We start from the raw sequence: 25,340 nt of genomic DNA on the forward strand, positions 1-25,340 counted from the left end.
GCCGGGGGAGAGGGGAGCAAGAAGCTTGCACGCATCTTGTACGGGAGTACCATGTCGGCTCATTGGTCCCCCGAAGCCGCCCCCCATGCTCCAGACGTTTGCCATCCTGCTGGTTTTCCAGACCGTCGGCGAGGTCATCAGCTACGCGCTGCGCCTGCCCGTGCCCGGGCCCGTAATTGGCATGCTGCTGCTGTTTGGCTGGCTGGTATTCGACAACCGGCTACTGCCCGTGATCCAGGGCTCCGCCAGCGAGCTGCTCAAGCACCTCTCGCTGCTGTTCGTACCGGCCGGCGTCGGCATCATGGTGCACGCGAACCGCATCGGCAGCGAATGGATGCCGATCGTGATCTCGCTGGTGATTTCCACCTGGGTGGCGATTGCGGTCACGGCAGTGGTCACGCGCGCGCTGATGCGCAAGCCTGCCGACCACGGAGCCGGGCAATGATGTCGCCGCGCCTCAACGAGATCTGGGTCTATCTGGCGGCCAGCCCGCTGATCGGGCTCACGGCAACGCTGATTGCCTATGTATTCGCGTTTCGTATCTACGAGCGCGCCCGTTTCTCGCCGCTGGCCAATCCCGTGATGATCTCGGTGGCCATCCTGGTCACCGTGCTGACCGTCACCGGCACGCCCTACAAGACGTACTTCGATGGCGCGCAGTTCGTGCACTTCCTGCTGGGTCCGGCCACCGTGGCACTTGCGGTACCGCTCTACACCCAGTTGCCGAAATTGCGCAGCAATGTGCTGCCGCTGCTGATCGGGCTGCTGGCCGGTTCGGTGGCGGCCGTGGTATCGGCCGTGGGCATCGCCTATGCGCTGGGCGCGTCGCCAGAGGTGGTACGGTCACTGGCACCGAAGTCCGTGACGATCCCGATCGCGATGGGCGTATCCGAGAAGATTGGCGGCCTGCCTTCGCTGACTGCCGTGCTGGTGATGGCCACCGGCATCATTGGCGCGATCAGCGCCACGGGGTTGCTGAACCTGCTGGGTGTGCGCGACTACACCGTGCGTGGCTTTGCGACCGGCGTGGCCGCGCACGGTATTGGCACTGCGCGCGCATTCCAGGTCAGCCAGGAAGCGGGCGCGTTCTCGGCGCTGGGCATGGGCCTGAACGGTGTGCTGACGGCCATCCTGGTGCCGGTGCTGGCCGCGTGGATGCCTCACTGACCCCCTGACGGCTACTGACACGACGTTGTCAGGAGTCCCCGCGCATCATCCGTTCTCCCAACCTTAGCGAGGACACCCGTGAGCCGACGCGCCGACCGTCTCTTCCAGATCGTGCAGGTCCTGCGCGGACGCCGCCTGACCACGGCCGCGCTGCTCGCGCAACGGCTCGGTGTGTCGGAGCGCACGGTCTATCGCGATATCCAGGCACTGTCGCTGTCGGGCGTGCCCGTGGAGGGCGAGGCCGGCATCGGTTACCGCCTGCGGCCCGACTACGATGTGCCGCCGTTGATGTTCACATCGATGGAGGTCGAGGCCATGGTGGCCGGGCTACGACTGCTCAAGGCATGGGGCGGTGGCGCGCTGGCCGCCGCGGCAGATCCGTCGCTGGAAAAGCTGATGGCCGCGCTGCCCCAGCAACGGCGCCTGGCCGCGCAGCAGAGCCGCATCTTCGCGCCCGAGTATGCGAACCATCCGGCCGTGCGCGAAGCGTTCGACATCGTGCATACCGCGATTGGTGCGCAGCGCCTGCTACAGATCGACTACTGCGACGCGCAGCAGCGCGATACGGTGCGCGTGGTGCAACCGCTCGGCTTGTTTTTCTGGGGCAATGTATGGCTGGTGGCCGCGTGGTGCACCACGCGCGAGGACTACCGGAGCTTTCGACTGGACCGCTGCCGCAAGCTCACGATGCTCGATGACCGTTTTCATGAAACACCCGATCGATCGCTCAACGGCTTCCTGCGCGCGGTACGCGCCGAGGCCACCGACTGATCAGGCGCCCGGATCGTTAAGCAACGTTTCGATATCGCTGCGAATTTCATCGGGCTTGGTCGTCGGCGCATAGCGCTTGTAGATCGTGCCATCGCGGCGCAGCAGGAACTTGGTGAAATTCCATTTGATGGCCTGGGTACCGAGCAATCCCGGCTTTTCCGAGGTCAGCCACTTGTAGAGCGGGTGGGCATCGGCGCCCTTCACGTCGACTTTCTCGAACATCGGAAACGTGACATGGAAGCGTGACTCGCAGAATGCGCCAATCTGCTCCGCATCGCCGGGCTCCTGCTTGCCGAACTGGTTGCACGGAAAGCCCAGTACATCGAAACCACGCGCCAGGTAGGCGTCCTGCAAGGTCTGCAGCCCCGCATACTGCGGCGTGAAGCCGCACTCGCTGGCCGTATTGACGATCAGCAGCACCTTGCCGCGGAATTCGGTCAGCGGCACCGGCTTGCCGGACAGCGCATTGGCTTCGAACTGATAGACGTTGCTCATCGTCTGGCTCCTCGGAATTATTCTGGACAGGCGAGAAGGATACCGCGCCTGCCCGGGGCACGTCAGATCACGTTCAGGTGCTCGGTGCCGGCACTGAGGTCCGTTTCGCGATGCCGCTGGCTGTGCAGCTTGATCATCAGGCGCAGGTCGTTCAGCGAATCGGCGTTCTTGAGCGCATCCTCGTATGTGATCTTCTCCGACTCGTAGAGCTCGAACAGCGCCTGGTCGAACGAGATCATGCCCTGCTCGCGCGATTTCTTGATGACTTCCTTGAGCTCGTGGATCTCGCCCTTGAAGATCAGGTCGGCCACCAGCGGCGTACCGATCATGATTTCCACCGCGGGTACCCGGCCCTTGCGGCCAGCACGCGGCAGCAGGCGCTGCGAGATCATGGCCTTCAGGTTCAGCGACAGGTCGATCAGCAACTGCTGGCGCTTTTCCTCGGGGAAGAAGTTGACGATGCGGTCGATCGCCTGGTTGGCGTTGTTCGCGTGCAGCGTGGCCAGGCACAGGTGACCGGTTTCCGCGTACTGCATTGCGTATTCCATGGTCTCGCGATCGCGGATTTCGCCGATCAGGATCACGTCGGGCGCCTGGCGCAGCGTGTTCTTGAGCGCGATATGCCACGACTCGGTGTCGATGCCGACCTCACGCTGCGTGACGATGCAGTTCTGGTGCGCATGCACATACTCGATCGGATCCTCGATCGTGATGATGTGGCCGTACGAATGCGCATTGCGGTGGTCGAGCATGGCCGCCAGCGACGTGGATTTGCCCGAGCCCGTGGCGCCGGTGACGATCACCAGCCCGCGCTTGGACATCACGATGTCATGCAGCGACTGCGGCAGGTCGAGATCCTCGACCGACGGAATGCGCGTATTGATGGTCCGCACCACCATGCCGGCACGACCCTGCTGGATGAACGCCGACACGCGGAAGCGGCCCGCGTTGGGCGCGGTGATCGCAAAGTTGCACTCGCGCGTCTCGTCGAACTCCTTGATCTGGCGCTCGTTCATGATCGAACGCACCAGGCCCAGCGCCTGGGTCGGATTCAACGGTTGCTGCGATACCGGCGTGATTTTGCCGTCGACCTTGATGGCCGGCGGGAATTCCGATGTGATGAACAGGTCCGAGCCGCGGTTGTTCACCATCAGCTCGAGCAGGTCGTTGATGTACTTCGAGGCGGATTCGCGGTCGAGCATCATCGAACTCCCTTAACCCATGAATGCGTCGGGGTTCTTGGCAATCGCCCGCGCATCGTTGTAGTTGATCATGCCGCGCTTGATCAGGTCGCTCAGGCACTGGTCCAGCGTCTGCATGCCCAGGCCGCTCGACGTCTGCATCATCGAGTACATCTGCGCGATCTTGTTCTCGCGGATCAGGTGGCGGATCGCGGGCGTGGCGATCATGATCTCGTGGGCCGCGGTACGGCCATTGCCGTCGCGCGTCTTGAGCAGCGTCTGCGAGATCACCGCTTCGAGCGACTCGGACAACATGGTTCGCACCATGTCCTTTTCCTCGGGCGGGAACACGTCGACCACACGGTCGATGGTCTTGGCGGCGGAACTCGTGTGCAGCGTGCCGAAGACCAGGTGGCCGGTTTCCGCGGCAGTCAGTGCCAGGCGGATCGTCTCCAGGTCACGCAATTCACCGACCAGCACCACGTCCGGGTCTTCACGCAGCGCCGAACGCAACGCGTTGGCGAACGAATGCGTATGCGGGCCCAGTTCGCGCTGGTTGATCAGGCTTTTCTTGGAGGTGTGGACGAATTCGATCGGGTCTTCCACCGTAAGGATGTGACCCATGTCGTTTTCATTGCGGTGGTCCACCATCGCCGCCAGCGTGGTGGACTTGCCCGAACCGGTCGGCCCGGTCACCAGCACCAGGCCGCGCGGCTTCATGCACAGGTCCGCGAATACGGCCGGCGCGTGCAGGTCATCAAGCGTCAGGACTTTCGACGGAATGGTCCGGAACACCGCGGCGGCACCGCGCTGCGTGGTATAGGCATTGACCCGGAAACGCGACAAACCCGAGATTTCAAACGAGAAGTCGATCTCCAGGCGTTCTTCGTAGGCTTTGCGCTGGACGTCGCTCATGATGTCGTACACCAGCGCGTGAACGTCCTTGTGCGTCATGGCCGCGACATTGATGCGACGCATATCCCCGTGAATACGCACCATCGGCGGCATGTCTGCCGAGAGGTGAAGATCGGAAGCCTTGTTCTTGACCGCAAAGGCCAGTAGCTGTGCGATGTCCATCTATAATGACCCCACCCTAAAGAACCGCTTATTGTTTTACTTCTTTGAATATGTTCGCCGGATTATGTCTGTAATCGCCGCCAACTTGCAAGCCGTGAAAAATGACATCGCGGCGGCCGCACAACAGGCCGGCAGGGAATCTTCCGAGGTCATGCTGCTGGCCGTTTCCAAGACCGTTTCCGCCGACGGCGTGCGCGAGGCATTTGCCGCCGGGCAGCACGCGTTTGGCGAAAACTATGTCCAGGAAGGGCTGGAAAAGATTGCGGCGCTAGGCGACCTGCGCGACCATCTGCACTGGCATTTCATCGGGCCCCTGCAAAGCAACAAGACCCGCCAGGTGGCCGAGCAGTTCGACTGGGTGCACGCGATCGACCGTTTGAAAATCGCCGAGCGGTTGTCGGCCCAGCGTCCGGCCGGCATGGCGCCGCTTCAGGTCTGTATCCAGGTCAATATCAGCAATGAAGCGACCAAGAGCGGTGTGGCGCCGGGCGAGGTACCGGCCCTCGCCATGGCCATTGCGGCGTTGCCAAACCTGCAACTGCGGGGCCTGATGGCCATTCCGGCGCCGGCGGCCGATCTGGCCGCCCAGCGTCAACCATTTGCCGCCCTTCGCGCGTTGCTTGATCAACTACGCCAATCCGGGCTAAAGGTGGACACGCTCTCGATGGGCATGTCCGCCGATATGGACGCGGCCATTGCCGAGGGCGCCACGCTGGTGCGTATCGGAACCGCAATCTTCGGCGCGCGGAGCTGATCGCTCCCCAAGGGTCCGTGCCGGTCCCCGCAACACCATGACATGAAAAATGGCCAGTCGACACGTATCGCACTGGCAGACCAGGAAACTTGATGCTCGATTCCCTCACCTTCGGCTTCCTCGGCGGCGGCAACATGGCCTCTGCCCTGATTGGCGGCCTGGTGGCCCGTGGCGTGCCTGCCGGCTCGATCCGCGTGGTCGATCCGTCGGAAGACGCACGCCAGCGCCTGGCGCAAACCGGCGTGCATGCGCTGGCCGCGCCGGACGCCGCTTTCGGCGCCAGCAACGTGATCGTGCTGGCCGTCAAGCCACAGCAATACCGTGATGCGATTGCACCGCTGGTACCGCTGCTGACAGACAACCTGATCATCAGCGTGGCCGCCGGCATCCGCCTGCAGGACATGGCGCGCTGGCTGGGCCGCGCGCGCCTGGTGCGCGCCATGCCCAACACCCCGGCCCTGGCCGGCATGGGCATGACCGGACTGGCCGCGGCGCCAGGCCTGTCCGATGCCGACCGCGGCATTGCCACGGCCGTGGCCGAGGCCGTCGGCCAGTGCGTGTGGGTCGGCAACGACGACCAGATCGATGCCGTAACGGCCATCTCGGGCAGCGGCCCGGCCTATGTGTTCTATTTTGTCGAGGCCATGGAGCGTGCCGCGACCGAGATGGGCCTGTCCGCCGAACAGGGCCGGCAACTGGCCGTCGAGACCTTCCGCGGTGCGGCGGCGCTGGCAGCGCAATCGCCGGAGCCGGTCGCCACGCTGCGCGAGCGTGTCACGTCGAAGGGTGGCACCACCTATGCGGCGGTGACCGAGATGGATGCCAGCGGCATCAAGGACGCCTTCGTCAAGGCCATGCACGCCGCTGCCGCGCGCGGGCGCGAAATGGGCGCAGAGTTCGGGAAGGACTGAACTCCCTTGTGTGTTTGCCCCCCTCTCCCATTTCATGGGAGAGGGGGGCAAACCAAGCAGTTACTTCAGCCAGTACGCCACCAGCGTCCCGGCAAACACGCAGGCTCCCAGCCAGTTGTTATGGCGGAACGCCGCAAAGCATTTCATGCGGTCGCGTTCGCGAATCAGCGTGTAGTGGTAGCCGGCCAGCCCTGCCGCGGCCACCAGCCCGGCGAAATAGGGCCAGCCCAGTCCCAGCAGTACCCCGGCCCAGGCCATCAAGCCCAGGAACGCCGCATAGCAGAGCATGATCGCGGCCACGTCGAAGCGGCCAAACGTGATGGCCGACGTCTTCATGCCGAGCAGCAGGTCGTCATCGCGATCGACCATCGCATAGGCCGTGTCATACGCCACCGCCCAGAAAACATTGCCGAGCAGCATCAGCCAGGCCACGAACGGCACCTGGCCCTGGATGGCCGCGAATGCCATCGGGATGCCGAAGCCAAACGCAATCCCCAGGTACGCCTGCGGAATCGCGAAGAAGCGCTTGAAGAACGGATAGGTGCCGGCCAGCACCGCCGCCACCACGGCCAGCCATTTGGTCAGCCCGTTCAGCGGCAGGATCAGTGCGAACGAAACCAGCGCCAGCGCGGCGGCAATCGCCAGCGCCTCCCAGCCGGCAATCAGCCCGGCCGTCAACGGACGCTCCTTGGTACGTTTCACATGCTTGTCGAAATCGCGGTCGGCCCAGTCGTTGATCGCGCATCCGGCCGAACGCATCAGGAATGTGCCGGCGAAGAAGATCCAGAACATCTGCCACGACGGCGGTCCTTCGGCCGCCATCCATAGCGCCCACAGCGTGGGCCACAGCAGCAGCAGCGTGCCGATCGGCTTGTCGATGCGCACCAGGCGCGCATACAGCGCGAGGCGGCTCGGATGATGGGGGGCGGCGGACGGATGGGACATGGCGGAGGCAAACTTCTGGCAATGCTAAGCAAAAACGCGCCGCGGCAGATGCCGGGGCGCGTCCTACCGGTTCAACCGGCGGCAGGCATGATGCGGCTCAGGCCAGCATCGAGCGCAGCATCCACGCGGTCTTCTCGTGCGTCTGCATGCGCTGGGTCAGCAGGTCGGCCGACGGCTCGTCGCCAGCGGCATCGATCACCGGGAACAGCGAGCGCGCGGTGCGCACCACGGCTTCCTGGCCTTCCACGAGCTTGCGGATCATGTCGGTAGCCTCGGGCACGCCCTCTTCCTCGGCGATCGACGACAGCTTCGCGTATTCCTTGTAGGTGCCCGGGGCCGGATACCCCAGCGCACGGATACGTTCCGCAATCGCGTCCACCGCCAGCGCCAGTTCGTTGTACTGCGTCTCGAACATCAGATGCAGCGTGTTGAACATCGGGCCGGTCACGTTCCAGTGGAAGTTGTGGGTCTTGAGATAGAGGGTGTAGGTGTCGGCCAGCAGCTTGCACAGGCCTTCCGCGATCTTCTTGCGGTCCTTGTCCGAAATACCGATATTCACGCTCATCTCATTCTTCTTTGCCATGGTGATTCAGCTCCATTCTGGTCAAGCCACGAGGATCGGCGTCCGCATCCGGGCGCGGACGAGCAGCGGTCATTATCGCACCAGGATCACGTCACAAGAAAGGACAGGCCCCGTGCAGCGTCGAGGAACATGACCATCGCGCCAAGCGTGACCACGGCCATGCCGATCTCCTTGCGCACCACCTTGCGACGCAGGCGTCCGGCTTCGCGCACCCGGGCCGTCGCACCGGCGTGCGCCGCCTGGGTACGCAGTTGCCGGAATTCGGTTACGAAAAGATTGAGCATTGCCATGATGTGCCTCCATACCTTGCCTGTGGCGTTGCGGGATCCGGCGGTTCCGCCGATGTCCCGTAACTCGATGGAAGGAGTGTATCCAGACGCTATTGAAGTGACCATTTGATAATTTAAAACTATCGAATAGTGAATGGCTATGCCCGTGGAAAAAGTGAATAAGCAATAAAAAACGGCAAGGTCACCCCTGCCGTTGCATATCGTGCCGAAGCGGAACCAAGGATCAGGCCGCCACGGCTTCCTTCGTCGCGCTCGTGGCAATACCACGCACGCCAGGCAGGTCGCAGGCAGCCACGGCATTGGCCAGCGCCTCCATGGCCGGCAGGCGCGTGAAGCTCTTGCGCCAGGCCAGCACCACGCGACGATCCGGCACGGGGTCGGCAAACGGCACGTAGGCGAGCATGTCGTTGCGTGGCTTGAGATCGGGCACCGAGGTCCGGGGCAATACAGTGATGCCCACGCCACTGGCCACCATATGGCGGATCGTCTCGAGCGACGAGCCTTCAAATGTCTTCTGGATCCCGTCCGCGGCTTGCGAGAAACGCGACAGCTCCGGGCATACGCCCAACACATGGTCACGGAAACAATGGCCGCTGCCCAGCAGCAACATGGTCTGCTGCTTGAGCTCGTCCGGATCGACCATGGCCTGCTGCGCCAGTTGGTGACCACGCGGCACGGCCACCACGAACGGCTCGTCGTACAGCGGCCGTACGGTCAGGCCCGAATCGGCGAACGGCTCTGCCATGATCGCGCAGTCGATCTCGCCCTGCTTCAGCAGCTCGATCAGCTTGTTGGTGTAGTTCTCCTGCAGCATCAACGGCATCTGCGGGACCGTGTCGATCATCTGCTTGACCAGCGCCGGCAACAGGTACGGCCCGATCGTGTAGATCACGCCCACGCGCAGCGGCCCGGCCAGCGGATCCTTGCCCTGCTTGGCGATTTCGCGAATCGCCATGGTCTGTTCGAGCACGCGCTGGGCCTGCGCCACGATCTGTTCGCCAATGGCCGTCACCGACACCTCCGACGTACCGCGCTCGAAAATCTGCACGGTGAGCTCGTCTTCCAGCTTCTTGATGGCGACCGACAGCGTCGGCTGCGACACGAAGCACGCCTCGGCCGCCCGGCCAAAATGGCGCTCGCGCGCTACGGCGACGATGTACTTGAGTTCGGTGAGCGTCATGATTAATCAGGTTCGGTTAGGCGATAGATTTTAGCTTCGATTGCGGCGTCTGTCAGATCGTCGATGTCATGTCAGCCATACGACACTTTTCTGACAAGTCAGCGACTCGCAACCCGGCTATGCCTTGAGAAAATGCTCACGCCCGCCAAGCCAGCGCGACAGGTGTGCCTCGACCGCTTCGGGGAAGCGCTCCAGCATCAGTTCGGCGGCCTCTTGCGCGTATTCGACCAGCCAGGCGTCGGTTTCCAGGTCGGCAAAGCGCAGCATGGCCTCGCCGGACTGGCGCGCGCCCAGGAATTCGCCGGGCCCACGGATCTGCAGGTCGCGCCGCGCAATCTCGAAGCCGTCGGTGGTTTCGCGCATGGTGGCCAGGCGTTCGCGCGCAGTGGGTGACAACGGTGCCTGGTACATCAGCAGGCAGACCGATTCGGCGCTGCCACGCCCCACCCGACCACGCAACTGGTGAAGCTGCGCCAGGCCGAAGCGCTCGGCATGCTCGATCACCATCAACGAGGCATTGGGTACGTCCACGCCGACCTCGATTACCGTGGTGGCCACCAGCACCTGGAGCCGGTTGGCGCTGAAATCGTCCATCACGGCGGCCTTCTCGGCCGGCGGCAGACGGCCATGGACCAACCCCACGCGCAGGTCGGGCAGCGCGGCCACCAGCGTTTCGTAGGTTTCCACGGCGGTCTGCAGCTGCAGCGCCTCGCTTTCCTCGATCAGCGGGCACACCCAGTACACCTGGCGCCCTTCGGCCGCGGCATGGTGCACACGCTCGATGACCTCGTCGCGGCGCGCATCATTGACCAGCCGCGTGACGATCGGCGTGCGGCCCGGTGGCAGTTCGTCGATCACGGAGACATCGAGATCGGCGTAATAGGTCATGGCCAGCGTGCGCGGGATGGGCGTGGCCGACATCATCAACTGGTGCGGGACTTTCTCGTCGGCGACGTGCGGTTGGGCACCGCCGCCTTCGCCGGCGCCCGCCTTACCGCGCAACGCCAGGCGCTGGGCCACCCCGAAGCGATGCTGTTCGTCGACCACGGCCAGACCCAGGTTGGCAAAACGCACCCCGTCCTGGATCAGCGCATGGGTGCCGATCACCAGCCGGGCCTCACCCGATTCGGCACGCGCCACGGCCTCGCGCTTGGCCTTGGTCTTGAGACTGCCGGCCAGCCAGGCCACCGGCACGCCAAGCGGCTCAAGCCATGCCGAAAGCTTGCGGAAGTGCTGCTCGGCCAGGATTTCGGTCGGTGCCATCAGCGCGGCCTGGTAGCCGGCGTCGATGGCCTGGCACGCCGCCAGCGCGGCCACGATGGTCTTGCCGCTGCCCACGTCGCCCTGCAACAGCCGATGCATCGGGTGTGGCCGGGTCATGTCGGCGGCGATCTCCTCGACCACGCGCTGCTGGGCGCCGGTCAGCCGGAAGGGCAACGCCGCCAGGAAACGCGTCAGCAGGCCATCGTCGCGGCGTGGCATCGACGGCGCGTTCTTCTCGCGCCGGGCGGCCTGCGAACGGCGCAGCGAAATCTGCTGGGCCAGCAGCTCATCGAACTTGATGCGGATCCAGGCCGGATGCGAGCGGTCGGCCAGCGCGGCCTCGCTTTCCTGTGGCGGCGGATGGTGCAGCAGACGCAGGCAGTCGATCAGCGGCGGCAGTTTCAATGTCGCCAGCACGCCTTTGAGCAAGGGCTGCGGCAATGTTTCGGGCAACGGCGTGCGCGACATCGCCCCGCCAATCGCCTTGCGCAGATAGGCCTGCGAGATGCCTGCGGTGGCCGGATAAACCGGGGTCAGGCGATCCGGCAACGGCTCGTCCGGCACCACGGCGCGCACGGTCGGATGAACCATCTCGGCGCCAAAGAAGCCGCCACGGATTTCACCGCGCACGCGCAGGCGCATGCCTTCGGCCATCTGCTTGGTCTGGCTGCCGTAGAAATTGAGGAAACGCAGCGTCAACTCGCCGCTGTCATCCGCGATCTTGACCACGAGCTGGCGGCGCGGGCGGAAGCTGACTTCATTCGAGATCACCTCGCCTTCCACCTGTGCGGCCAGGCCCAGGCCCGCGCGGTGAACCGCATCGCGGATCGGCTCGAGCGTGGTTTCGTCTTCGTAGCGCAGGGGCAGGTGCAGCACCAGGTCGACCGGCCGCCGCAACCCGAGCTTGGCCAGCCGCGCCGCCGCCGTGGACGGCTTGCCCTTCGTGGCATCGGCAGCCTTGGCCGCGCTGGCACGCCTGCCCGGCTGCTCGGCCGGCTGGGCGGATTCGTCGATCGGTTCGTTGGCGGTGCCTGGCATCAGCGCAAGAATATGGAGGTAACAAGCGGGGCTCGGGCGACGCCAGGCGCCCAAGCCTTACAATGTCGGATTCGCCGATTGTACCCATGCCGTACCGATGACTGCGGCGGCACTCCATTCCGGAATGCCGCCCCGGCCCGTATTGCGTGGCGTTTTACCCGTTCGTTTTGCCCTGTTGAACCGCAATGTTGACCCTGTCCGATTTCGATTTCCCGCTGCCGCCCGAGTTGATTGCGCAGTCCGCCCTGCCCGATCGCAGCGCCAGCCGCCTGCTGGTGGTGGAGCGGACAGCCCCGGAAGACACCGCCGAAGCGGTGCGCCTGGTCGACCGCGCGTTCAGCGACATCCTCGAATATCTGGGCCCGCACGACCTGCTGGTCTTCAACGACACGCGCGTGATCAAGGCACGCTTCTTCGGCCAGAAACCGAGCGGCGGACGTATCGAGGTGCTGGTCGAACGGGTGGTCGACAGCCATACCGTACTGGCCCAGGTGCGCGCGTCGAAGACGCCGGCCGAGGGCAGCGCGCTGCATCTGGCCGATGGCGCGTTCTCGGTCACCGTGGGGCCGCGGGTCGACCAGTTCTTCACGCTGCGCTTTCCGGAACCGGCGCTCGACCTGATCGAACGGTACGGCCGGTTGCCGCTGCCGCCCTATATCACGCACGATCCCGACGCCTACGACGAAACGCGCTACCAGACCGTCTACGCGCGCAATCCGGGCGCAGTGGCCGCGCCCACGGCCGGCCTGCATTTCGATGATGCACTGTTCGCGCGGCTCGACGCGGCCGGCGTTCGCCGCGCATTCCTGACGCTGCATGTGGGCGCCGGCACGTTCCAGCCGGTACGCACCGAGAACCTGGCCGAGCACAAGATGCATTCGGAGTGGTATGCGATCACGCCCGAACTGGCCGAAGCGGTCCGCGAAACGCGCGCACGCGGCGGACGCGTGATCGCCGTGGGCACCACGTCGCTACGGGCGCTTGAATCGGCCGCCGCAGCGGATGGCACGTTGAACGTCGGCAACGGCGATACCGATATCTTCATCACCCCTGGCTACCGCTTCCGTGCGGTGGACGCGCTGATTACGAACTTCCACCTGCCAAAATCCACGCTGCTGATGCTGGTATCGGCGCTGGCCGGCGTGGAAGCGATCCGCGCCGCCTACCGTCACGCCGTAGACGCCCGTTACCGCTTCTTCAGCTACGGCGACGCCATGCTGCTGACCTGCCGCGATGGCCGCGACTGACCCGCATCCGAGAACACATCATGCTCAATTTCGAACTGCTGACCACCGATGGCAACGCGCGCCGCGGCCGCGTCACGCTGAACCACGGCGTCGTGGAAACACCGATCTTCATGCCCGTGGGCACCTACGGCTCGGTCAAGGCAATGTCGCCGCTCGAACTCAACGAGATCGGCGCCCAGATCATCCTCGGCAACACGTTCCACCTGTGGCTGCGCCCGGGACTTGACGTAGTCGACACCCACAACGGGTTGCACAAGTTCATTGGCTGGGACAAGCCGATCCTGACCGATTCGGGCGGCTTCCAGGTGTTTTCGCTTGGAGAACTGCGCAAGATCACCGAAGAAGGCGTCACGTTCGCATCGCCGGTCAATGGCGACAAGCTGTTCCTGTCGCCCGAGATCTCGATGCAGATCCAGCGCACGCTCAATTCGGACATCGTCATGCAGTTCGACGAATGCACGCCGTACGAGATCGACGGCCGCCCGGCCACGCACGACGAAGCCGCGAAATCGATGCGCATGAGCTTGCGCTGGGCCAAGCGCTCGCGCGACGAGTTCGAGCGGCTGGCCAACCCGAACGCGCTGTTCGGCATCGTGCAGGGCGGCATGTTCGAAGACCTGCGCGACGAGTCGCTGGCCGGCCTGTCGGAGCTGGACTTCCATGGCTACGCCATCGGCGGGCTGTCGGTGGGCGAGCCCAAGGCAGACATGATGCGCGTGCTGGAGCACGTGGGTCCGCGCCTGCCGGCCAACAAGCCGCACTACCTGATGGGCGTTGGCACGCCGGAAGACCTGGTGGCCGGCGTGGCACATGGCGTGGACATGTTCGACTGCGTGATGCCGACCCGCAACGCGCGCAACGGCTGGCTGTTCACGCGCTTTGGCGACGTCAAGATCCGTAACGCGGCACACCGCAACGATCCGCGTCCGCTGGACGAACAATGCGGCTGCTACACCTGCCGCAACTTCTCGCGCGCCTACCTGCACCATCTGCACCGCGTCGGCGAAATCCTCGGTGCGCGCCTGAACACGATCCACAACCTCTATTACTACCTGGAACTGATGCGCGAGATGCGCACCGCCATCGAGGAACACCGCTTCGAGGCGTTCCGACGCCAGTTCGCCGAGAACCGCGCGCGCGGGACACGCTAATGTCTTAAATGCCAGACAGGCAGCGAACTTTTCGCTGCCTGATGGTCGAATAACTGCCCGCGCCGGCCAATGTCCGGGGTACCTTTCTGCAACGTCTTTAAAGTACGCCGAAAGCACCCCGAACAAACCCGGAATTCGCCCTAGAATGCCAAGGCGGGACAACAACGGGTGATAGAATGCCCGATTCCCTGATTGACCTTTGTGACGGAGAAGTAACGTGCTGATTTCGAACGCTTTTGCCCAGACTGCCGGTATCGGCGGCGGCGCGGCTGGTGGCCTCATGAGCTTCCTGCCAATCATCCTGATGTTCGCGGTGCTGTGGTTCATCATGATCCGCCCGCAGATGAAGCGTCAGAAGGAATCCAAGGCAATGCTGGAAGCACTGGCCAAGAACGACGAAGTCGTCACCGCCGGCGGCATCCTGGGCCGTGTCACGAAGGTCAATGAAAACTACGTGACGCTGGAAGTGGCCGAAGGCACGGAAATCACCGTGCAGAAGAACGCAGTGACTACCGTGCTGCCCAAGGGCTCGCTGAAGTCGCTCTGATCCGGACTGCCCTGCCAGCCTGATCCGGCACGTGTCATATGGCGTCCGACGCCGCGTGGCCGTGCCCTGCGCAGCCGCCTGAACCAGCCCCCGGATCCTTCAGGATCCGCTTCGGGGTTGCCAGGCGGCTGTTTGCCAACCGGTCCCGCCGAACCGGCGCGCATGATGCGCGACTTGTCGGCAAGCCAACTGCAATGACTGGCCAAAGATGAATCGTTATCCGCTTTGGAAATACATCGTGATCCTGGTGGCCCTGGCCATCGGCATCACCTACACCCTGCCGAATTTCTTCGGCGAGGCTCCCGCCGTCCAGGTATCGTCGGCCAAGGCCACGGTCAAGGTCGACCTGTCCATGCAGAAGCATGTGGAGGAGATCCTGGCGCAGAACCAGCTGCAACCTGACGGCATCTTCTTCGATGTGTCGGGCCAGTCCGGCTCGGTCAAGGCGCGCTTCCGCACCACGGACGAGCAGCTCAAGGCCAAGGACGTACTGTCGCGCTCGCTGAACCCCGACGCCAACGATGCCGCCTATGTGGTCGCGCTGAACCTGCTGTCGGGTTCGCCGCGCTGGCTGACCGCGCTGCACGCGCTGCCGATGTACCTGGGCCTGGACCTGCGCGGTGGCGTGCACTTCCTGCTGCAGGTCGACATGAAGGGCGCCGTCGACAAGAAGCTCGACAGCCTGTCCGGCGATGCGCGCACGCTGCTGCGTGACAAGAACATCCGCCACGCCGGCATCGACCGCGATGGCGACCGCCTGACCGTGCGTTTCAGCAATGCTGGCGACGCCGATCGCGCGCGCAGCACCCTGGCCGACAACCTGCGCGAACTGGCGTTCTCGATCGATGGCACAAACGTGGTGGGCGTGTTCACCGACGCCGCACGCAAGACCGTGCAGGACGCCGCCGTCAAGCAGAACATCACCACGCTGCACAACCGCGTGAACGAACTCGGCGTGGCCGAACCCGTGATCCAGCAGCAAGGCGCCGACCGTATCGTCGTGCAGCTGCCGGGCGTGCAGGACACCGCCAAGGCCAAGGACATCATCGGCCGTACCGCCACGCTGGAAGCGCGCCTGGCAGACCCCGACGCACCGCGCAATCCGCGCGCCGGCGATCCGGTGCCGTTCGGCGACGAACTGTTCACGCAAGGCAATGGCGCACCGGTGATCCTGCGCAAGCAGGTGATCTTCACCGGCGACCGCATCGAAAGCGCCTCGGCCGGCTTCGACCAGAACCAGCGCCCGTCCGTGAACATCAAGCTCGACGCCCAGGGTGGCCGGGTGCTGCGCGACGTGTCGCGCGAGAACATCGGCAAGCCGATGGGCATCGTGCTGTTCGAGAAGGGCAAGGGCGAAGTGCTGACCGTGGCAACGATCCAGTCCGAACTCGGTTCGAGCTTCCAGATCACCGGTTCGTACTCGACCGAAGCCGCCAATGACCTGGCGCTGCTGCTGCGCGCGGGTTCGCTGGCCGCGCCGATGGAAATCATCGAGGAACGCACGATCGGCCCGTCGCTCGGTGCCGACAACATCCAGAAGGGCTTCGACTCGGTGGCCTATGGCTTCGCCGCAATCGCCGTCTTCATGGTCCTGTACTACATGCTGTTTGGCGTGTTTTCGGTGGCGGCACTCGCTGTGAACCTGCTGCTGCTGGTGGCGGTGTTGTCGATGCTGCAGGCCACGCTGACGCTGCCGGGCATTGCCGCTATCGCGCTGGTGCTCGGCATGGCCATTGACGCGAACGTGCTGATCAACGAGCGGATCCGTGAGGAACTGCGCGCCGGCGCATCGCCGCAGATGGCCATCGCCATCGGTTTCGACCGCGCCTGGGCCACCATCCTGGACTCGAACGTGACCACGCTGATTGCCGGCCTGGCGCTGCTGGCATTTGGCTCGGGCCCGGTGCGCGGCTTTGCCGTGGTGCACTGCCTGGGCATCCTGACCTCGATGTTCTCGGCGGTGTTCTTCAACCGCGGCCTGGTCAACCTCTGGTATGGCCGCAAGAAGAAGCTCCAGAGCGTGGCCATCGGCCAGATCTGGAAGCCGGGTTCCGATACCCCGGTCGCCAAGTAAGCCAGGACACACCAGGAACACATCATGGAATTTTTCCGCATCAAGCGCGACATTCCGTTCATGAAGCACGCGTTGGTCTTCAACGTGATCTCCTTCCTGACGTTTGCCGCCGCTGTTTTCTTCCTCTGGCACAAGGGCCTGCACCTGTCGATCGAATTCACCGGCGGTACGGTGATGGAGGTCAACTACCAGCAGACCGCCGATCTCGAAAAGATTCGCGGCCAGGTCGGCAAGCTTGGCTATTCCGACGTGCAGGTGCAGAACTTCGGCACCTCGCGCGACGTGATGATCCGCCTGCCACTGCAGAAGGGTCCCGATGGCAAGCCCGTGACGTCCGCGCAGCAAAGCGAACAGGTGATGGGCGCACTGACCGCGGCCACGCCTGACGTCAAGCTGCAACGCGTGGAGTTCGTGGGTCCGCAGGTGGGCAAGGAACTGGCCACCGACGGCCTGCTGGCACTGCTGTGCGTGGTGGCCGGTATCGTGATCTACCTGTCGTTCCGCTTCGAATGGAAGTTCGCGGTGGCCGGCATCATCGCGAACCTGCACGACGTGGTGATCATCCTGGGCTTCTTTGCGTTCTTCCAGTGGGAATTCTCACTATCGGTGCTGGCGGCGATTCTCGCGGTGCTTGGTTACTCGGTGAACGAATCGGTCGTGATCTTCGACCGGATTCGCGAGAACTTCCGCAAGTACCGCAAGATGACGACGCACGAGATCATCGACAACGCGATCACGAGCACGATCTCGCGAACCATCATCACGCACGGCTCGACCGAAATGATGGTGCTGTCGATGTTCTTCTTCGGCGGCCCTACGCTGCACTACTTCGCACTGGCACTGACCGTGGGTATCCTGTTCGGTATCTACTCGTCGGTGTTCGTGGCCGCGGCGCTCGCCATGTGGCTCGGCGTGAAGCGCGAAGACCTGGTCAAGGGCGACAAGAAAGGCGGCGACACGACCGACCGCAACGACCCGAACTTCGGAGCTCAGGCCTGACGGCTGGCTTCCGGCTGATTGAAAAAGGCACCTGCGGGTGCCTTTTTCTTTTGTCTGCCCATCCGAGCAATGTTCGTTAAATCACTCCCTATCCTCATAAGGCTCGATTTTACGAGCATGACATCGGCAACTTGAGCCGCCAGCCCTCTCCCCCTGCCCCTCTCCCGCCGGGCGGGAGAGGGGAGCAAACCCGCGGTAATTCACCCTCACCGCACCATGAAAAAAGCCTCGCATTACGCGAGGCTTTTTCGTTCGAACCGCCGTCTTGTCACGCTTCGGTCAGTTGCTCGATCCAGATTGCCAGACGGTCCGACGCAAACGATTCGGTGCGCGTGCCCGCGCGTGCGGCAATCGCGTCGCCTTCACGCAGCAACTGCAGCGCGCCGCCGGCTTCGTCGAGCCACAGCAATACGGCCAGCCATGCGGCATGCTCCGCCGATACGGCTTCGCCTACGGGATTCGAAACGAACTCGTTCAGCGTACCCGGCGACGTCCACGTAATCACATCGCCATCGCGCCGCACCGATGCGCCCAGCGCTTCGGCCAGCACGGCGGCGACGTCACCGGCGCCGCGGCCAGCGGCGCGCAGTTGTGCGAGCTTCGTGCCCACGGCGTGTCCAAATGCGCCGCTACGCTGGCTCTCGGCACCGACCAGGTCGGCGTAGTCCAGCCGTTGCCAGTCCGGCTCGGCGTTCTGCGCACCGGCCAGCGACGTGCCTGACAGGTAGGTCTCCACGGGCTGGAAGCGGCCGGGGCCGATCAGGCTCGCGCACAGCGCATGCACCATGCCCACACGGGTGGCCACGGTCTGCGTCTGCAGCACCATCAGCTTTTCTCGCACCAGCTGGTCGCGCTCCTTGCGCAGGCCAGACAGTTCAAGCGCCTGTTTGAGCTCCATGCGCAGCGCGGTGATGTCCCACGGCTTCTTGATATAGCGATGGATCTGGCCCTGGTTCACAGCCTCGACGGTCTGGTCGAGTTCCGAATAAGCCGTGGTCAGGATCCGCACGATATGCGGATAGCGCTCGCGCGCATACCGCAGCAGTTCGTTGCCGTACTCGCCCGGCATCCGTTGGTCGGATACCAGCACGGCAAGGCTGTCGGCATGTGCGTCGAGCAGGGCCTTGCCCTCTTCGACGGACTGCCCGGTCACGACCGGTGCTACCTGTCCGATGGCACGCTGGAAATACTTGACGGCAGTGGCTTCGTCGTCGACGAACAGAATCGCCGGGGGTGCCTGCGTAGTATTCGGTTCGCTCATCGATCACTCCTGTGCATACGATTCTTGAAATTAGGGAAATCGAGGGTAACGGTGGTTCCGGCGCCGGATGCGGAGACGATCCGGATGCCGCCACCGAAAGACTGCATCACGCGATTGCAGAAAATCATGCCCATGCCGCTGCCGCCCGCCGATGCATGCGTGGTCACCGGATCCACCAGCAACCGGTCCATCACTTCGGGCGGAATGCCGGGGCCGTTGTCGGCAATACGGATTTCCGGGCGCTCGCCCGCCACCACCACGAAACGCAGCGACGGGTTGCTGACTTCGGCCAGTGCCCGCAATGCATTGCTCATGACCGACGACAAGACCAGCGCCACGCAATTGGGCAGCGTGGACACCGGGAAATCTCCCGTAAGCTCCACCTGTACCCAGTTACGCTGGTTATCGGCAAATGGATAGGAATCCAGCAGCGACGCCACCAACGCGCCCGCGCTGACTTCCTGTCCCGCGCCAGCCTTGGGGGTTGCGCCGCGCGCGCTGCTACGCACCGATTGCAGGAACGACGACAGCACCGCCAGGCAGTACTGCGCGTTATCGTGCATGGCGCCGGCGGCATGGCCGATCTCGTTCTGGCGCTGCGGCGTATATTCGTTGCTGACCCGCGCCTCGATGCCGCGCGCGAAATTGGCGATGGCCGCCAGCGGCGTGTTCAGTTCATGGGCCAGGAAGGCCAGCGTCTCGTCGATCGCCATCAGCCGTTGCTGGCGCACCGCGCGCTCACGGTAGCGCTCGCCGGCCATGCGCAAGATCTCGCGCACATCGGCCACGCCGATCGGCTTCTCCAGGATGCGGAACACCTCGCCGTTGTTGACGGTCTCGAGCAACATGTCCTTGTCGGCATAGGCCGTGACCAGGATGCGCACGATCTGCGGGTATTCCAGTGCCACCTGGCGCAGCAGGTCGCCGCCATCGCGGCCCGGCATGCGGAAATCGGTGACGAGCACCGAGATACGCGCGTGATGCGCACGCAGGATGCCAACCGCGTCGTCGGCACTGATGGCCGACAGTACTTCGTATTCGCTACCGACCGCGCGCGCGAAATACTTGCAGGCCATCTCCTCGTCATCGACGTAGAGAATGGTGGGACGCGTCTGCGTGGTATCAGTCATGACAGCATTACTCCGCGCGCGGCAGGTCGAAGCTGAAGGCAGCCCACTGGCCAACTTCGCTTTCGGCAAACAGTACCCCGCCATGGCGCTCGATCACCGCATAACTGATCGACAGCCCCAGGCCCAGGCCCTGCCCCACCTCGCGCGTGGTGAAAAATGGTTCGAACACGCGCGCCAGATGTTCTGGCGCAATACCCGGGCCGTTGTCGCGCACCGTGACGTGCAGGCGCCGGTCCTGCCAGCGCACCGCCGCGTGGATGGCAGGCTCCTTGGTGCCGGCCTTGCGCATGGCCAGCGCGGCATTCGAGAACAGGTTGATCAGCACGCCAATGATCGCGGCCTCGTCGCCCAGCACCAGGGTGTCATCGGGCATTTCGCGCGTCATCTTGACCCCGCGCAGCTCGTGCGCGGTCAGCCGCACCGAGGAATCGAGCGCCTTTTCGAACAGGAACGGCGTGCCCTCCACTTCGGCACCGGGCTTGCGGTAGGCGAACGTCTTCAGGTCCGAGACGATATGCTGGATGCGCTGCATGCCCTGCTTGGCGTCGACCAGGCATTCCTCGAGCATCGGCTCGGACTTGGCCGCGGGCTCTTCCATCGCCACCTCGATGGCCATCAGGCAGAAGTTCACCGGGTTGTTGACTTCGTGCAGCAAGCCCGCCGCCAGCGTACCGATGGCCGCCATCTTTTCCTGCTGAAGCATCTGGCCCTTGATATCGACCAGCTTGCGGTTGATGACCTCGAGTTCGCCATTCTTGTCCGCCACCTCGGCCTTCAGGCGGAACAGCATGAAGCGCGCGCGCTCGTTGAAGAACGTGTACACGCCGCTGGCGGCGGCGGCAAACAGCAGGAACAGGGAATTGACGATAAACGTGCCCATGGGCTCGATGCCGCCGGAATGCAGCAGGCACGCCGCCGCGTAGAGCACGTATGACAGGATGCCGAACACCAGGTTCTGCCACAGCCCGAATGGCAACGCGATGCCTGACGCGAAGATTGCCAGGTTCAGGCCCACATAGTACGGCGATTCGACCCCCTCGGTGCGCGAGATCATCCACGCGATCATGATCTGCGGCAACAGCAGCCAGGTCATGGTCAGCCAGGGCGCGAAGCGGCGCCCGGCCTGGCTGTACAGCGCCACCACCACCCCCGCGATCATCAGCGAGACCACTACCCGCGCAATCGCGAACGGGACCTGGAAATGCGGATACTGGCCGTAGTCGTGCCCGACGCCCAGCAGCACCAGCGCAATGGCGGTATAGGCCCCGCCCCGGCTGAAGGCCAGGCGAAAGTCTGCCAGCTCCGACTGGTATCCGGCGTACAGCTGATTCGAACTCATGACCCTGGCAGCTGGCGCCGCGTCGTCCTCAGCGGATAGTGGCTTCGGCGAAGACATTGACACCGGTTTCATCGACATAGAGTCGGTGGGCATGCGAATTCTCCGGCAACAGCGAGGTCATTCCGGCCTCGTCGCGATAAATCAGATACCACTCCAGCAAGTGTTCCATCCCGAACTTCTCGGGGTTGTCGGAGTGGACATTGGTGACGAGCAACTGCCCGTCTGGCCTGGTTCGCGAGGCGAAATAGGACAGCAGGCGCGCACAGACCTTGTCGGACAGGTAATCGAACAGGCCCGCGCAGTAAACGGCATCGAACTCGCGCACACTGGGATCATCGGCAGAAATACGGCGTTTCAATAGGTCATGCACCGACTGATGCACCATTTCGACCGACGCCTTGTGGCCCGCCGCGGCCGCGGAGCGCTCCACCGAGCCCCGCGTGTAATCCAGCGTTTCCTCGCTGAAATCGACGAGCTGGAACGATAGCAGCTCCGGATTCGGGTATTCGCGCACGAAACGCTGGATCTCGAACGCGGGACCACAACCCACATTGAGCACGCGGAACGGCCGGCCCGCGGCGCGCGCGCGCTCGGCCTGGCGCGTCAGGAAATCCACCAGCAGGTCGATCCGGTTACGGTGCGCGGTCGCCACCGCCGCCTTCAGGAAAGCGGTATTGACGATCTGGAAGTACGTGGTGGGACCCTGCTGCGGATCGCTGAGGATCTGGTTCACCATCTCGTAGTCGCCCGCGTAGCCCAGAGGCTTCGTAAACGTGCGATATACGAATGGCGCACGCAGCAGCAGCGGGTGCAACGCGGCCTGCGCGTAGGTGCGATGCACGGGTGCGAGCTCGGTGTCCACCCGCTGCGCCTCGTCTTCAAGCCAGTCCAGGTAGGTCTTCACCTTGCCCATCAGCGGCGAGGCCAGTTCGTAGAACACGTCCTCGCGCAGCCGCCCTTCGCGTTTCGGCAACGATTCGGTCAGGTCCACCTGCTCGACCCAGCGCGAGACTTCAGACAGGAACGCGCGCATCTCGTTGACCACGATCTGGTAGTCGCGGCGGATATTGAAGCGCGTATCCCAGTCCTGCACGAACATCTCGGCTTCGCGAGCGACCGATTTCGGTGCATCGTTCACGTCCGTCAGTTCGCGCCATTCGTCGATCAGCGTCAGCGATACCACCGCTGTCAGGCCCGTGTTTACCAGGCTCATGACCACGGCCTTGCCGAGATAAGCGTTCTTCGCGCCCATGCGCACGCTCAGCTCGCTCAATACTTCGCTGACCTGGACAATCGAATAGGGATTGTAGATTTCCATCACCAGCGACTTGCGCTGGAGATTGATGATCGTGCCCCGCACCTGCTCGCCCTGCGAGTTGCGGAAGCTAACTACCGGATCGATTTGCGTTTTGGAGTACACGGTATCGCGCCAGGGAAATCCGAGAAACGCTGCGGGCCAGGCTGCCAACGGGCGCCGGCCGGGTACAGCACAGGCAAGGGTCTTGCGGCTTACGGCCTATCAGGGAATGCAGCCAATGCTCATAGCGATGCGCGTGACCTGTTTGCGGGGTGAGCACGCCACCGGCTGGATTCGGGGGCGGGCACCGCCCCTGAGGGTGGGACTGCGGCGAACCATTGTACTGTGGCAATTCTGAACCGTACAACAACGCACTCGCAGTATGAAGTGGGGTATGCAGGCATGAAAAAAAATGAGCCAGCATCTCTGCTGGCTCATTTCGTGCCCATGTCTTAAGAAAATGACATGTGCCGCACCGGCGTGGGCACGCCGGCAATGCATCGCGCCGTGATCAGTCGGCCTTGACCGCTTCCACCTGGATCGCGAGCTTGACGTCCTGCTTGAAGCCGTACTTGGCGCCGTAGTCGATACCGAAATCGGCACGGTTGAACTCGGCCACGGCATCGGCGCCGCAAGCCTCGCGCTTGAGCATCGGGTGCTGGATGCACTTGAATTCCTTGATCTCCAGCTTGACCGGCTTCGACACGCCGCGCAGCGTCAGCACGCCTTCCACCTCGGTCGGCACGTCACCCTTGAACTTCGAGAACTTGCCCTTGTACGTGGCATCCGGGAAGGCCTGCACGTCAAACATTTCCGGGCTCTTGGCATGCTCGTTGAGCTTGCTGTTGCCGAAATCGATCGACGTGGCATCGATCTTGATGTCCACCGTGCCGGCCTTTGCGGCACGGTCCAGCGTCACGACACCGGTGGACTTGTCGAACTTGCCACGCCACTTCGACAGGCCGCCCAGGTGATCGGCCTCGAAGCTCGGATACGTGTGCGTCGGGTCGATGTTGTACGTCGTCGCATTGGCCATGGCGGCACCGGCGGCAAACGTGGCGGAGGCTGCCGCGGCAGCGGCGATCAGGGTACGCATCTTCATGTTATGAATCTCCCGTCAAAAAGTTGGAGAGGAAGGTCAGTAAATATGGCCAAGGGGCGGTGAGCGGGACGAAGCCTGCCTCAGCCCTTCTTTGCCGGGGTCACGATATGAAACTTGATCTGGACGTCGTCGGCCACGACCGACGTGTCTTTCCACTCGCCGTCGCCGATATTGAATACGGTCCGCTTGATCGGCAGCACGCCTTCAAACACCTGGGCCCCCGCTTCCTGCCGGTAGGTGGCGGGAACGGTGACGTCGACGGTCTTGCCCTTGATGGTCAGCTTGCCGGCCACGTCGTACTTGCCAGCGGCGCCGGCCTTGATGCTGGTGGACTGGAACACGGCCTTCGGGTACTTGCCCGCGTCGAACCAATCCTTGCCCTTGACCTCCTTGGTGGTCTCGGCATCGCCGATCTCGAACGTCGATACATCGATCTCGACCTTGGCTGACGAGGTGGCCAGCTTGGCCGGATCGAAGTCGACCGTTGCGTCGAACTTCTTGAACTTGCCCTCCATCGGCACGCCGATCTGCTTGGCGGTCGCCGTGACCGAGCTCTTGGCGGCATCGATCTGGGCCCATGCGAGGTTGGCGGCCAGGCCAGCGGTGGCCAGTGCGGCCGCCACGAACATCGTGCCGGGACGAGACATGCGTTTCATCTGAAACTCCAGTAATGACTGGCCCGCGGGGCCGTTGGTCGGTCTGTTGGTCGGTCCGTTTTTCGGTCAGGTACTTCAGCGATTCAGCGCAGGAACGGAATCATGCGCGCAAGCGTGCCATCGCGATCGATGACCTGATGCTTGATCGCCGCGGCGGCGTGCACCACCACGATCGTCGCCATCAGGTAGTTCAGCCACATGTGGGCAAACTTCAGAATCGGCTTGAGCGTATCGCTGGCCTCGATCAGCGGCGGCAGCTTCCACAGGCCCAGGTACACCACGGGCACGCCCACTGCCGAGCTGTAGAGATAACCGGTGATCGGCACGATCAGGATCAGCACATAAAGCAGGTGATGCGCGGCGGCGGCGGCCCTGGCCTGCCAGGCCGGCGTACCCGGCGCCACCGCCGGTGCCGCGTGGGTGGCGCGCCAGATCACGCGCAGCACGGCCACCATGAAAATGGTTACGCCGAGCCATTTGTGCCACGAGAACAGCTTGAGCTTGGTCGGCGTCAGCCCCGGGATACCGGTCATGTAGAGACCGAGCCCGAACGCGGCAAAGATGCCGAATGCGATCAGCCAGTGCAGGCTGATCGCCGTGGCGGTATAGCGGGCCTGGCCCCCCGGCCAGGATCCATTGGAACCCATGTCAGTCAATCCCTTCGATTGTTGCTTTCGTTATCTTTTGACGGTCACCACGACGGCGCGTCCGGCCGATGCGACGGTATCTTGCACAATACCTTGCGCAGTACCTTGCCGTAACCGGTCCGCCATGTTGCCAACGATTCTCGCATTATTAGGGGACCAGCACAGGCTGGGAAGGGTCGAACTTCATTAAGTTGTTCAAATCATTTGATGTGTCGAGATGTCGCACCCGCCGCCC

At 63.6% G+C, this 25,340-nt stretch carries 25 protein-coding genes; 10 read left to right on the forward strand and 15 right to left on the reverse strand.

All coding sequences use genetic code 11. The features are described 5' to 3' along the window. Window positions 1-85 precede the first annotated feature (85 nt). The 3 genes from ACO550_RS31225 to ACO550_RS31235 all read left to right on the forward strand — a co-directional run bounded on the left by ACO550_RS31225 (window position 86) and on the right by ACO550_RS31235 (window position 1,938). A complete protein-coding gene (locus ACO550_RS31225) occupies window positions 86-445 on the forward strand; it encodes a CidA/LrgA family protein (protein WP_315596298.1) in 360 nt (119 codons plus the stop codon). Continuing rightward, window positions 442-1,167: an LrgB family protein gene (locus tag ACO550_RS31230; protein WP_315596299.1), complete on the forward strand. Its 726-nt coding sequence runs from the start codon at window positions 442-444 to the stop codon at window positions 1,165-1,167. The genes ACO550_RS31225 and ACO550_RS31230 overlap by 4 nt, the downstream gene beginning before the upstream one ends. Window positions 1,168-1,245: 78 nt before the next feature. Continuing rightward, window positions 1,246-1,938, forward strand: a complete 693-nt coding sequence (locus ACO550_RS31235) for a WYL domain-containing protein (protein ID WP_315596300.1) — start codon at window positions 1,246-1,248, stop codon at window positions 1,936-1,938. On the opposite strand, the gene ACO550_RS31240 is transcribed toward ACO550_RS31235, so the two are convergent. From ACO550_RS31240 to ACO550_RS31250, 3 genes are all read right to left on the reverse strand, one after another. Further along, complete coding sequence (locus ACO550_RS31240) at window positions 1,939-2,433, reverse strand: glutathione peroxidase (protein ID WP_315596301.1); 495 nt, start codon at window positions 2,431-2,433, stop codon at window positions 1,939-1,941. A 62-nt stretch (window positions 2,434-2,495) separates the two neighbouring features. Continuing rightward, window positions 2,496-3,635 (reverse strand): PilT/PilU family type 4a pilus ATPase, encoded by a 1,140-nt coding sequence (locus ACO550_RS31245; protein ID WP_315596368.1) that lies wholly within the window; start codon window positions 3,633-3,635, stop codon window positions 2,496-2,498. A 12-nt stretch (window positions 3,636-3,647) separates the two neighbouring features. After that, the gene (locus tag ACO550_RS31250) at window positions 3,648-4,691 is read right to left on the reverse strand and encodes a type IV pilus twitching motility protein PilT (RefSeq protein WP_315596302.1); all 1,044 of its coding nucleotides are present in this window, start codon (window positions 4,689-4,691) and stop codon (window positions 3,648-3,650) included. 64 nt (window positions 4,692-4,755) lie between these two features. Between ACO550_RS31250 and ACO550_RS31255 the strand changes: the two genes are divergently transcribed. Both ACO550_RS31255 and proC read left to right on the forward strand, forming a co-directional pair. Then, entirely contained in the window at window positions 4,756-5,445 is a 690-nt protein-coding gene (locus ACO550_RS31255) for a YggS family pyridoxal phosphate-dependent enzyme (protein ID WP_315596369.1), read from the forward strand. A gap of 92 nt (window positions 5,446-5,537) precedes the next feature. Further along, window positions 5,538-6,356, forward strand: a complete 819-nt coding sequence (gene proC / locus ACO550_RS31260) for a pyrroline-5-carboxylate reductase (RefSeq protein WP_315596303.1) — start codon at window positions 5,538-5,540, stop codon at window positions 6,354-6,356. Window positions 6,357-6,416: 60 nt separating this feature from the next. Here proC and ubiA read toward each other — a convergent pair whose 3' ends face one another. The 5 genes from ubiA to recG all read right to left on the reverse strand — a co-directional run bounded on the left by ubiA (window position 6,417) and on the right by recG (window position 11,655). Then, a complete protein-coding gene (ubiA, locus tag ACO550_RS31265; RefSeq protein WP_315596304.1) occupies window positions 6,417-7,301 on the reverse strand; it encodes a 4-hydroxybenzoate octaprenyltransferase in 885 nt (294 codons plus the stop codon). A 97-nt stretch (window positions 7,302-7,398) separates the two neighbouring features. Further along, window positions 7,399-7,884: a Dps family protein gene (locus ACO550_RS31270; RefSeq protein ID WP_061955510.1), complete on the reverse strand. Its 486-nt coding sequence runs from the start codon at window positions 7,882-7,884 to the stop codon at window positions 7,399-7,401. 86 nt (window positions 7,885-7,970) lie between these two features. Then, window positions 7,971-8,174, reverse strand: a complete 204-nt coding sequence (locus ACO550_RS31275) for a hypothetical protein (RefSeq protein WP_315596305.1) — start codon at window positions 8,172-8,174, stop codon at window positions 7,971-7,973. A 223-nt stretch (window positions 8,175-8,397) separates the two neighbouring features. Then, the gene (locus ACO550_RS31280) at window positions 8,398-9,354 is read right to left on the reverse strand and encodes a LysR substrate-binding domain-containing protein (RefSeq protein ID WP_315596306.1); all 957 of its coding nucleotides are present in this window, start codon (window positions 9,352-9,354) and stop codon (window positions 8,398-8,400) included. 117 nt (window positions 9,355-9,471) lie between these two features. Beyond that, window positions 9,472-11,655 (reverse strand): ATP-dependent DNA helicase RecG, encoded by a 2,184-nt coding sequence (gene recG, locus ACO550_RS31285; RefSeq protein ID WP_315596307.1) that lies wholly within the window; start codon window positions 11,653-11,655, stop codon window positions 9,472-9,474. 185 nt (window positions 11,656-11,840) lie between these two features. Here recG and queA point away from each other — a divergent pair, with 185 nt between their 5' ends. From queA to secF, 5 genes are all read left to right on the forward strand, one after another. Then, window positions 11,841-12,902 (forward strand): tRNA preQ1(34) S-adenosylmethionine ribosyltransferase-isomerase QueA, encoded by a 1,062-nt coding sequence (gene queA, locus ACO550_RS31290; RefSeq protein WP_315596308.1) that lies wholly within the window; start codon window positions 11,841-11,843, stop codon window positions 12,900-12,902. Between the two features lie 20 nt (window positions 12,903-12,922). Further along, the gene (tgt, locus tag ACO550_RS31295) at window positions 12,923-14,053 is read left to right on the forward strand and encodes a tRNA guanosine(34) transglycosylase Tgt (protein ID WP_315596309.1); all 1,131 of its coding nucleotides are present in this window, start codon (window positions 12,923-12,925) and stop codon (window positions 14,051-14,053) included. Window positions 14,054-14,270: 217 nt separating this feature from the next. Continuing rightward, window positions 14,271-14,600 (forward strand): preprotein translocase subunit YajC, encoded by a 330-nt coding sequence (gene yajC, locus ACO550_RS31300; protein WP_315596310.1) that lies wholly within the window; start codon window positions 14,271-14,273, stop codon window positions 14,598-14,600. Between the two features lie 208 nt (window positions 14,601-14,808). Beyond that, on the forward strand, window positions 14,809-16,674 hold the full coding sequence (gene secD, locus ACO550_RS31305; RefSeq protein WP_315596311.1) for a protein translocase subunit SecD: 1,866 nt from the start codon (window positions 14,809-14,811) through the stop codon (window positions 16,672-16,674). 24 nt (window positions 16,675-16,698) lie between these two features. Beyond that, window positions 16,699-17,673 carry a protein translocase subunit SecF gene (gene secF / locus ACO550_RS31310; protein ID WP_315596312.1) on the forward strand — a complete coding sequence of 325 codons (975 nt, stop codon included), beginning with the start codon at window positions 16,699-16,701 and terminating at the stop codon, window positions 17,671-17,673. Between the two features lie 268 nt (window positions 17,674-17,941). On the opposite strand, the gene ACO550_RS31315 is transcribed toward secF, so the two are convergent. The 7 genes from ACO550_RS31315 to ACO550_RS31345 all read right to left on the reverse strand — a co-directional run bounded on the left by ACO550_RS31315 (window position 17,942) and on the right by ACO550_RS31345 (window position 25,105). Continuing rightward, the gene (locus ACO550_RS31315; RefSeq protein WP_315596313.1) at window positions 17,942-18,934 is read right to left on the reverse strand and encodes a response regulator; all 993 of its coding nucleotides are present in this window, start codon (window positions 18,932-18,934) and stop codon (window positions 17,942-17,944) included. Continuing rightward, window positions 18,931-20,064: an ATP-binding protein gene (locus ACO550_RS31320; RefSeq protein WP_315596314.1), complete on the reverse strand. Its 1,134-nt coding sequence runs from the start codon at window positions 20,062-20,064 to the stop codon at window positions 18,931-18,933. Before ACO550_RS31320 ends, ACO550_RS31315 begins: the two co-directional genes overlap by 4 nt. A gap of 7 nt (window positions 20,065-20,071) precedes the next feature. Further along, on the reverse strand, window positions 20,072-21,403 hold the full coding sequence (locus ACO550_RS31325) for an ATP-binding protein (RefSeq protein WP_315596315.1): 1,332 nt from the start codon (window positions 21,401-21,403) through the stop codon (window positions 20,072-20,074). Window positions 21,404-21,431: 28 nt separating this feature from the next. Then, complete coding sequence (locus ACO550_RS31330; RefSeq protein WP_315596316.1) at window positions 21,432-22,823, reverse strand: methyltransferase domain-containing protein; 1,392 nt, start codon at window positions 22,821-22,823, stop codon at window positions 21,432-21,434. Window positions 22,824-23,211: 388 nt separating this feature from the next. Continuing rightward, entirely contained in the window at window positions 23,212-23,802 is a 591-nt protein-coding gene (locus ACO550_RS31335) for a YceI family protein (protein WP_315596317.1), read from the reverse strand. Between the two features lie 80 nt (window positions 23,803-23,882). Next, the gene (locus tag ACO550_RS31340; protein WP_315596318.1) at window positions 23,883-24,458 is read right to left on the reverse strand and encodes a YceI family protein; all 576 of its coding nucleotides are present in this window, start codon (window positions 24,456-24,458) and stop codon (window positions 23,883-23,885) included. Window positions 24,459-24,541: 83 nt separating this feature from the next. After that, a complete protein-coding gene (locus tag ACO550_RS31345) occupies window positions 24,542-25,105 on the reverse strand; it encodes a cytochrome b (protein WP_315596319.1) in 564 nt (187 codons plus the stop codon). Window positions 25,106-25,340 lie beyond the last annotated feature (235 nt).

Source organism: Cupriavidus sp., assembly GCF_057315035.1.

Bases quoted from the DNA above. Each gene is read 5' to 3' on its own strand.
- recG (WP_315596307.1), bottom strand. From the start codon at position 11,655: ATGCCAGGCACCGCCAACGAACCGATCGACGAATCCGCCCAGCCGGCC.
- ACO550_RS31345 (WP_315596319.1), bottom strand. From the start codon at position 25,105: ATGGGTTCCAATGGATCCTGGCCGGGGGGCCAGGCCCGCTATACCGCC.
- ACO550_RS31245 (WP_315596368.1), bottom strand. From the start codon at position 3,635: ATGCTCGACCGCGAATCCGCCTCGAAGTACATCAACGACCTGCTCGAG.
- ACO550_RS31255 (WP_315596369.1), top strand. From the start codon at position 4,756: ATGTCTGTAATCGCCGCCAACTTGCAAGCCGTGAAAAATGACATCGCG.
- ACO550_RS31325 (WP_315596315.1), bottom strand. From the start codon at position 21,403: ATGAGTTCGAATCAGCTGTACGCCGGATACCAGTCGGAGCTGGCAGAC.
- ACO550_RS31230 (WP_315596299.1), top strand. From the start codon at position 442: ATGATGTCGCCGCGCCTCAACGAGATCTGGGTCTATCTGGCGGCCAGC.
- tgt (WP_315596309.1), top strand. From the start codon at position 12,923: ATGCTCAATTTCGAACTGCTGACCACCGATGGCAACGCGCGCCGCGGC.
- ACO550_RS31315 (WP_315596313.1), bottom strand. From the start codon at position 18,934: ATGAGCGAACCGAATACTACGCAGGCACCCCCGGCGATTCTGTTCGTC.
- ACO550_RS31340 (WP_315596318.1), bottom strand. From the start codon at position 24,458: ATGAAACGCATGTCTCGTCCCGGCACGATGTTCGTGGCGGCCGCACTG.
- queA (WP_315596308.1), top strand. From the start codon at position 11,841: ATGTTGACCCTGTCCGATTTCGATTTCCCGCTGCCGCCCGAGTTGATT.
- ubiA (WP_315596304.1), bottom strand. From the start codon at position 7,301: ATGTCCCATCCGTCCGCCGCCCCCCATCATCCGAGCCGCCTCGCGCTG.
- ACO550_RS31320 (WP_315596314.1), bottom strand. From the start codon at position 20,064: ATGACTGATACCACGCAGACGCGTCCCACCATTCTCTACGTCGATGAC.
- ACO550_RS31280 (WP_315596306.1), bottom strand. From the start codon at position 9,354: ATGACGCTCACCGAACTCAAGTACATCGTCGCCGTAGCGCGCGAGCGC.
- secD (WP_315596311.1), top strand. From the start codon at position 14,809: ATGAATCGTTATCCGCTTTGGAAATACATCGTGATCCTGGTGGCCCTG.
- ACO550_RS31240 (WP_315596301.1), bottom strand. From the start codon at position 2,433: ATGAGCAACGTCTATCAGTTCGAAGCCAATGCGCTGTCCGGCAAGCCG.
- proC (WP_315596303.1), top strand. From the start codon at position 5,538: ATGCTCGATTCCCTCACCTTCGGCTTCCTCGGCGGCGGCAACATGGCC.
- ACO550_RS31250 (WP_315596302.1), bottom strand. From the start codon at position 4,691: ATGGACATCGCACAGCTACTGGCCTTTGCGGTCAAGAACAAGGCTTCC.
- ACO550_RS31335 (WP_315596317.1), bottom strand. From the start codon at position 23,802: ATGAAGATGCGTACCCTGATCGCCGCTGCCGCGGCAGCCTCCGCCACG.
- secF (WP_315596312.1), top strand. From the start codon at position 16,699: ATGGAATTTTTCCGCATCAAGCGCGACATTCCGTTCATGAAGCACGCG.
- ACO550_RS31270 (WP_061955510.1), bottom strand. From the start codon at position 7,884: ATGGCAAAGAAGAATGAGATGAGCGTGAATATCGGTATTTCGGACAAG.
- ACO550_RS31225 (WP_315596298.1), top strand. From the start codon at position 86: ATGCTCCAGACGTTTGCCATCCTGCTGGTTTTCCAGACCGTCGGCGAG.
- ACO550_RS31275 (WP_315596305.1), bottom strand. From the start codon at position 8,174: ATGGCAATGCTCAATCTTTTCGTAACCGAATTCCGGCAACTGCGTACC.